Source organism: Actinomycetota bacterium (assembly GCA_040755895.1).
Lineage (GTDB): Bacteria > Actinomycetota > Aquicultoria > Subteraquimicrobiales > Subteraquimicrobiaceae > Subteraquimicrobium.
This window is the reverse complement of sequence record JBFMAG010000007.1, coordinates 1-7,761: the sequence shown is the minus strand read 5'-3', so window position 1 is coordinate 7,761 and position 7,761 is coordinate 1. Positions and strand designations below refer to the sequence as shown.

Annotated in this window: 7 protein-coding genes and 1 tRNA gene; 5 read left to right on the top strand and 3 right to left on the bottom strand. The window is 45.8% G+C overall.

Annotated features, from left to right (window positions below; all coding sequences use genetic code 11):
* Positions 1-13: 13 nt before the first annotated feature.
* On the top strand, positions 14-718 hold the full coding sequence (locus AB1466_00305) for a nitroreductase family protein (GenBank protein ID MEW6188546.1): 705 nt from the start codon (positions 14-16) through the stop codon (positions 716-718).
* Here AB1466_00305 and AB1466_00300 read toward each other — a convergent pair.
* A complete protein-coding gene (locus AB1466_00300; GenBank protein MEW6188545.1) occupies positions 715-951 on the bottom strand; it encodes an Lrp/AsnC ligand binding domain-containing protein in 237 nt (78 codons plus the stop codon). The two genes, AB1466_00305 and AB1466_00300, sit on opposite strands and share 4 nt — an antisense overlap.
* Positions 952-1,204: 253 nt before the next feature.
* Here AB1466_00300 and AB1466_00295 point away from each other — a divergent pair, with 253 nt between their 5' ends.
* Entirely contained in the window at positions 1,205-1,915 is a 711-nt protein-coding gene (locus AB1466_00295) for a DUF72 domain-containing protein (GenBank protein ID MEW6188544.1), read from the top strand.
* Here AB1466_00295 and AB1466_00290 read toward each other — a convergent pair.
* Complete coding sequence (locus AB1466_00290; protein ID MEW6188543.1) at positions 1,912-2,613, bottom strand: hypothetical protein; 702 nt, start codon at positions 2,611-2,613, stop codon at positions 1,912-1,914. The genes AB1466_00295 and AB1466_00290 overlap by 4 nt on opposite strands.
* A gap of 164 nt (positions 2,614-2,777) precedes the next feature.
* Here AB1466_00290 and selA point away from each other — a divergent pair, with 164 nt between their 5' ends.
* From selA to AB1466_00275, 3 genes are all read left to right on the top strand, one after another.
* The gene (gene selA, locus AB1466_00285) at positions 2,778-4,190 is read left to right on the top strand and encodes an L-seryl-tRNA(Sec) selenium transferase (protein MEW6188542.1); all 1,413 of its coding nucleotides are present in this window, start codon (positions 2,778-2,780) and stop codon (positions 4,188-4,190) included.
* On the top strand, positions 4,162-6,096 hold the full coding sequence (selB, locus tag AB1466_00280) for a selenocysteine-specific translation elongation factor (GenBank protein ID MEW6188541.1): 1,935 nt from the start codon (positions 4,162-4,164) through the stop codon (positions 6,094-6,096). The genes selA and selB overlap by 29 nt, the downstream gene beginning before the upstream one ends.
* Before the next feature lie 57 nt (positions 6,097-6,153).
* Positions 6,154-6,250: transfer RNA gene (locus tag AB1466_00275), tRNA-Sec, on the top strand.
* A gap of 36 nt (positions 6,251-6,286) precedes the next feature.
* Here the strand turns inward: AB1466_00275 and AB1466_00270 are convergent.
* On the bottom strand, positions 6,287-7,761 hold a 1,475-nt coding region (locus AB1466_00270), incomplete at its 5' end, for an HD domain-containing phosphohydrolase (GenBank protein MEW6188540.1).

Below are 7,761 nucleotides of genomic sequence, written 5' to 3'. Positions count from 1 at the left end.
CGTCTTCGAGGCCATCAAATCGAGGAGAAGCATAAGAAGGTTCAAGAAAAAGCCCATTTCAGAGCAAATTTTGAAGCAAATTTTGGACGCCGCAAGGTGGGCTCCTTCCGAGTCTAATGCACAACCTTGGGAGTTCATTGTGATTAGGAGTAGAAAGATCAGAGAGGAAATTGCATGTATAGCCGCCGAGGCCTGTGAATACGCTCTTTTAGACAAAAAGGCTGTGGAGAGGTCGAAGAAAATCTGTAGTCCTGAGGATTTCAAGCGCATGGTCGAAGGGATGGGAATCCCCAAAATCGTTTCCCTTCTTTTGGAATCCTCTGGAATTGTGGATATAGTGAAGCATCTTAGCTCGACAAAGGTTGGGAGAGAGTTGGCGAAGAGAATGATCAAAGGAGCTTTTCTCCAAGCCCCTGTGCATATAGCGGTGTTGATGGATAAAAGTAAACGCGGATTATGTAAGCCCTGGACCAGCCTCGCTAGTGTGGCTTGTGCGGTGCAGAATATGATGCTTGCAGCAACGGCTTTGGGCATCGGCAGCCATTGGTATGGCTCTCCATGCGATCACGTGAATCACAGAATGAGGCTGGGAAAACTTTTGGGTATCCCAAAAAACTATTTAAGTTTGGGAATCCTTGTTTTGGGATACCCAGATATTATCCCCAAATCCCCCTCCAGAAAAAGCCTCTCTGAAATCGTTCACAAGGAGGAATTTTAGCTTAGTTCTACGACGATGCACGAGAGAGTACGGTTAACTCCCTCCACTTTTTGAATTCTTGCTACAACCAATTCCCCTAAAGCGTTGAAATCCGCTACTTCAACGAAGGCAATGGCATCATAAGGACCGGTGACGGCATGAGTGGATTTTACACCTGCAATTCTCGATACTTCTCTAACCACATTTCCAGCCTTACCGGCTTCGGCATTTATGAGGACATAAGCATTGACCATTTAGTTCACCTCCCTCCAGAAGTATTCTATCACTTTAAGGCAGAGTTTCGGAAAAGTTCTCACATTTTTTTAAATTTATCCCGAAACTGTACTTACTCTAGTAAAAGAGGGTGAGTGTTGATATCCTTGATAGTGGGATTTCCTAAACGTTTCCTATTTCAACCATAAGAAAATTTAAAATGTAAAGATCAAAAATCAAAATTACAGATCAAAATCCAAAAATTTTAGAAATCCACGTGTGGAGTTAAGTGCCATGATAAAGATCGGCTGCTGCGGTTTTCCCGTTAAAAAACAAAGGTATTTCGAGCACTTTGATGTGATAGAAATCCAAAGGACCTTCTATAATTTACCGAAAATTGAGACCGTTTTAAAATGGCGGGATGAAGCTCCAAATGGTTTTGAATTCACCATGAAAGCTTGGCAGTTAATAACGCATTCTCCGAAGAGCCCCACCTATAAAAAAGCTGGCCTACAAGTATCCGAAGAATGCAGGGAAAAATATGGTTTTTTTAGACCTACGGGGGAAGTTTTTGAAGCTTGGAGAAGGACAAGGGAGATAGGAAGGACCTTCGGTGCAAGAATCATCATCTTCCAGAGTCCAGCGAGCTTCAAGCCCACGACCGAAAATATCGAAAATCTAAAGGATTTCTTCAAAACCATCGACCGCCATGATTTCCTGATGGTTTGGGAACCCCGCGGGAAATGGGATGACCAGGATATCATCGTCCTTTGCCGCGAATTGAATTTGATCCACTGTGTGGATCCCTTTGAAGGAGAGCCCCTCCATGGAGAAATAAATTACTTTCGACTCCACGGAGGCCCCGGTTACAGACATAAGTATTCTAAAGAAGAGCTTCTGTGGCTAAAGGAAAAGTGCAGTGGGCACAAGGTGACCTATTGTATGTTCAACAATATCGCCATGTTCGACGATGCTTTAAGGTTTAAGGAATTATTGGCTGTTTAACCCCTTTTCCTTAAAAGGATACCCCCCGCTGAAATTAAAACCAAAAGGAAAAGAAGGAATGAAATTGCCCTCCATCGGATATATCTTGATTTTGCTCGTATTTCTTTTCCCTTGAAGGGATTTACATCCCACATGGCAGTCTCGCCTTCAATTTCATTCGTATTTGCTTTAATAATTTTCCCGGGCATGGTCAACTTATACACGACTGAGCATGCTTCGAGCATTTCCAATCGTTCAAGCTCAGTTGCCTCTAAGGGTGGAATTTTTTCTTTGAAATCGTAGAGGACCAGGAATATTGAATCTTTTTTGGTCAATTTCACGTTGGTTGAAATGTCCCTGACCGCGCTGAGCTTTTTATTTATCCTGTTCAGTTCATCGATGTTTTTAAAATCGAAATTGATCTCATAGTGAACCTTACCCCTTTTTGTGTAAATTCTTAATTTCCCCTCCTTCGGTAGATTTTTCTTTAATTCCTCTTTTAAACTCGGTTTTCCAGACTTTTTTGCCGCGGACTCCAGCATACGTGCGAAACTACTCTCTAAGGCGATATCCTGAATTCGCCTTCCCGAACCATCTGGATTAATCTTCGTTTCGAAGGTAAACGTAATAATGCAACCGGAGAGGATGAGACAGAAGACTGAAACTGCGATTAACGTAGCAACTTTCTTCTCTACCCCAGAGAATCCTTTTATCTTCACCGCATTGCCTCCCATCGTTTACTCTCTTTTTCTCCTTTTTCCTTTTATTTCCTCTTTGGATAATAAATGTCAGGATCTGAGTTTTAAGGTGTATAATTATCTAGAGGAATCTCTCCTTGCTTGGAGAATTCAGTATTTGCTTTTGAAAAAGGAGGAGAAATATCTTGAAAAGGGAGGAGTACCTTCGCCGCCTCTCGGCCGTCGATGAAGTGCTACAATTGTCGCCAATTCAAGATCTGATGAAAAACTATCCCCGCTCAGTAGTCGTAGAAGCTATCCGCACGGTATTACAGGAGCTTAGGCAGACAATACTCTCAAGTAAGGATCCCGTGGAGCTCGAGAATTTGCAGCTTAAGCCGGGGGATTTGGTTCCTTTAATCACCAAATTGGTGAAAGAGGTCATGCATCCTCATTTGAGGAAGGTGATCAACGCTACGGGAGTGGTTATCCATACAAATCTCGGTAGGTCCATTCTTGCTCCCGAAGCCGTGGATGCTCTCACCAGCGTGGCGAAGAACTACTCCAATCTGGAGTTCGATCTGAAAAAGGGCGAGCGAGGCTCCCGCTATGAGCATGTAGAGGACATTTTATGTACGCTCACCCGAGCGGAGGCGGGTATGGTAGTCAACAATAATGCTGGTGCCGTACTTTTAGCCCTAAATACCTTGGCCTGTGGCAAAGAGGTTATCGTCTCCCGAGGAGAGTTGGTTGAAATAGGCGGGGCCTTCAGGATACCCGATGTTATGCGTCAAAGTGGAGCCACCTTGATTGAAGTGGGAACAACAAATAAGACTTACATCCATGATTATGAAAGAGCCATAACTCCAGAAACCGCTCTCCTGCTCAAGGTACACACCAGCAATTTCAGGGTGGTTGGATTCGTCGCCGAAGTTAGCCTCGAAGAATTGGTAATCTTGGGCAAAAACCATAATATCCCGGTGATGGAGGATCTGGGAAGCGGAGTTTTTGTGGAACTCTCACAATATGGACTCTCCCATGAGCCCACGGTTCAAGAGTGCATCAAGGCGGGAGCGGATGTGGTAACTTTCAGCGGTGACAAGCTCCTTGGGGCACCCCAAGCCGGAATAATCCTGGGGAAGAAAGAGTTCATCTCCAAGATGAAGAAGAATCCACTGACTAGGGCTCTCAGGGTGGATAAACTCACCCTAGCTGGTTTGGAGTCCACTTTGAGGATTTATCTCGATCCAGCGGGAGCGGCGGAAAGAGTTCCAACCTTGGCAATGATCCTCGCTTCGCCTTCTGAACTTGAGCGAAGGGCTCGGAAATTGGCCGAAAAATTGGGGCAAAGGGTTGGCACAGCCTTCAATATCGAAATCCAGGAGGAGATATCCAAGGTCGGTGGAGGAGCGCTTCCCCTGGAGGAACTTCCCACATGGGTGGTGGCAATAACCTCTAAGAAATTTCCCACAGCTGATTTAGAGGATAAACTTCGGCGATCGGAACCTCCCATCGTAGCTCGTGTAAAGGAAGATAAAGTCCTTCTCGATATGCGCACCATTCGACCCCAGGAAATCGGGGAAATAGTGGATGCCTTTGCTTCTATCGATAAAGGGTGAGCTCTTGAAGCACATAATAATTGGAACCGCAGGACATATAGATCACGGAAAAACGACATTGGTTAAAGCCCTCACCGGTGTGGATACCGACCGGCTAAAGGAGGAGAAAAAACGGGGGATCTCCATAGACCTGGGTTTTGCCGAATTTAAGTTACCCAGCGGTCAAGTGGCGGGGGTCGTTGACGTCCCAGGTCATGAGCGTTTTGTGAAGAATATGCTCGCCGGTGCCACGGGTATGGATTTAGTACTCCTGGTGATAGCCGCAGATGATGGGGTAATGCCTCAAACCGAGGAACACCTGGCAATCGCCAATCTTTTGGGCGTGAAGAAAGCCATAGTGGCCTTGACGAAAGCGGATTTGGTGGAAGAAGAATGGCTGGAAATTGTGGAGGAGGATATCAAATCCCTGCTTAAAGGGACCACGTTTGAAGACGCCCCCATCATTCGTGTATCCCCTGTAACTGGATTTGGTTTAGAAAAATTGCTACATGAAATGGATAAGATTTCAAGTAAAGTTACCCCAAAGGACACAGACTCTCCCTATCGACTTCCCATAGATAGAGCCTTCACCCTAAAGGGTGTCGGTACCGTGGTCACGGGAACTTTATGGTCCGGCGAAATCTCCCTCGATGAGCAGGTTGTAATTCTCCCTAAGGGCTTATCCTCTCGGGTGAGAAGCATCCAGGTTCACGGTCACAACGTGAAAAAAGCCTATGCTGGGCAGCGTGTAGCCCTGAATCTCGTGGGCGTGGAAGTGGGTGAACTTAAGCGTGGGGATGTCATCCTTCCCCCGGGTTATCTTTCTCTCTCACGCAGATTTGACGCCAAGCTTTATCTGTTGCTCGGGTCAAAACCCCTTAAAAACGGGACTCGGGTTAGGGTTCATCACGGGACGCAGGAGGTCATGGGGAGGATTATGTTATTGAGTAAGGATGAGCTTCTTCCCGGGGAAGTTGGCTACGCCCAATTGCGTCTTGAAGGACCCATGGTTCCAAAAAGAGGTGATAGATTCATCATCCGTAGCTGTTCTCCAATCCATACAATCGGAGGGGGACAGATTTTAGATAGCCACCCGCAAAAGCATAAACGTTTTCACACCGAAGTTTTGGAGCAGATGAAGGTTCTCGAAGAGGGTAAATCCATGGAACTCGTGAGACTAGCTTTGAGGGAGGCAAAAATCCCCCTTTCTCCGAGTGAGATAGCAAATCGCTTTGAGCTCCTTGGGAGTGAGGTGGAACCGTGCCTGAGCTCATTGGTTCAAAAAGGTGAAATTGAGATTCTTCCCAGCGAGGGAGAAAAGCTCTATATTCCTTCTTCCGAGTATCAAAGGTTAAAGGAAAGGATATTAAATTATTTGGAGGAGTATCTCCGGGAAAATCCCTTTAGTTTCGGGGTAAAGAAGGAGATGGTAAGAGCCCAGATTCTCGCACACTTTCCTTTAAAGATGGTGAACGTACTCTTTAACAAGCTTATCTCCAGCGGATCCATAGTTCAAGAGGGGGATATTCTAAGACGTCCCGAAAAAGGTTTTGAACTTACGGCGGAACAGAAGGAGTTATACAATAGGGTGAATCATTTACTATCGAAGCAGAAGTTCGCCCCAAAAAGCTTGAAGGAATTGAGCGAAAGCACCGGTATCGGGATGGAGGAATTAAAAGCTTTATTGGAGAGACTGTCCTCCGAAGGCAAGGTCGTAAAGGTGAGATACGATATGTACTTTTCAAGGGAAGCCCTCGAGGAGGCTAAGGAGAGAATCACCGTCTTTTTAAGGGAGAAGGAGAAGATAACTCCCGCTGAGTTCAAGACGCTATTGGGGACCACACGTAAATATGCCTTACCACTTCTGGAATATTTTGATACACTAAAGATTACAAGGAGAGTTGGAAATTATCGAGTCCTCCAATAAGTTGGGAGTTTGTTAGTGGGTGCCATCGACTCCCAACTCCTTACTACTAACTAGGGTGGGGGTGGATCGGTCCTGGTGGGCCGCCTGGTCTTCAAAACCACGGTGGGGTGGAAAAACCGTCCCGGGTGGGTTCGATTCCCACACACTCCCGCCACTGTTTGAATAATCTCCTACATGAACTTGGAGATTATTAATCTCTTGATATATCCGAAACCCCAACTACCCTCATGAATGCTTCTACTATAATGGGGTCGAATTGGGTTCCGGCGTTCTTCTTCAATTCTTCAATTGCCTCTTGAAAGCCGAGGGCTTTTCTGTAGGGACGATGGGAGGTCATGGCCTCAAAGGCATCGGCTACGGCGAGTATCCGGGAGCTGAGGGGGATATCCTCTCCTTTGAGTCCGGATACATAACCACTTCCATCGTAATGTTCGTGGTGATGGAGGATCAAAGGAATAGCTTCGCGTAAAGCTTTGATGGTTCCAAGGATTTGTGTTCCGATCAGGGGATGTCTCTTTACTACATCGTATTCCTCTTTGGTGAGCTTGCCGGGCTTTAATAGAATTTCCTCTCCGATGCCTATCTTACCGATATCGTGGAGCAGACCGGCGGTGTATAATAATTCTTTTTCTTTTTCCGAAAGATCAAGTTCTTCGGCAATTGCCAATGCGTAATCCGTCACCCGCTCTGAGTGCCCTCTGGTATATGGATCCTTGGCTTCAATGGCCCTGACCATAGCCTTCATCGTATCTAGATATAGCTCCTCGATTTCAGCGAATAGTTGCGCATTGTGAATGGCAATGGCTACTTCGCTGGCTAATGTGGAGAGTATCCTCAAATCCTCCTTAGTGAATTGGTGAGGACAGAGGGAACCTGCATTAAGAACGCCGATGACCTTATCTTTCACTTTAAGAGGTACGGAGAGTACCGAGCATACCCCTCCTTTGTATTTGACATCTTGAAATCTTGGATCATTGGAATTCGCAAGGAGTAGTGTTCTACCCGTTTCGGCTACCCATCTTGCAACTCTCTCTTGAGCCTCCGTATAAGTATTCCGTGTAATTTCGTCGTCCAGACCGTGGGTGGCGCAGACGGTGAGCTGTCCACTTTCCTCATCTACAAGCATCAAGGAGCACTTGTGGGCATCTAAAAGATGAACCACATTTTCAACAATTAATTTTTGCAGGACTTTTAAATCCAAGGTGGAGGACAAATCCTTGCTCAGCCTGTGAAGCAGCATCGATTGCTTGGCATTGCGCTTCGTTGCTTCATAGAATTGAGTTCTTTCGGCATAGATTGCAGTCTGCCTCGCCGATGTGGTTAGTAGCTCTAAATCCCTTTGCGTAAATCCACCTTTTTTGTTTGCGACGCACATGACTCCCATCATTTTCGCTCTACCCTTGAGGGGCATAATGACGAGGTTTTTTATGTCATACCCATGGAAGAATTTCTTTGTCGAAGGATCCTTCAAGACGCTGTTCGAGATGAAGGGCTTATCTTCTTGGAAAACGGAAACTAAAGATCCCCCCGCTTTCATGGGAATTACCAAGGCATCAATTTTATTCTTCGTTAAACCCACCGCTGGCTCCTGAGCCACTAAAGCATCTTTTTCCGGATCATAGAACATTAACAGGCATATTCCTGCATTAAGAACGGTGGAAATCT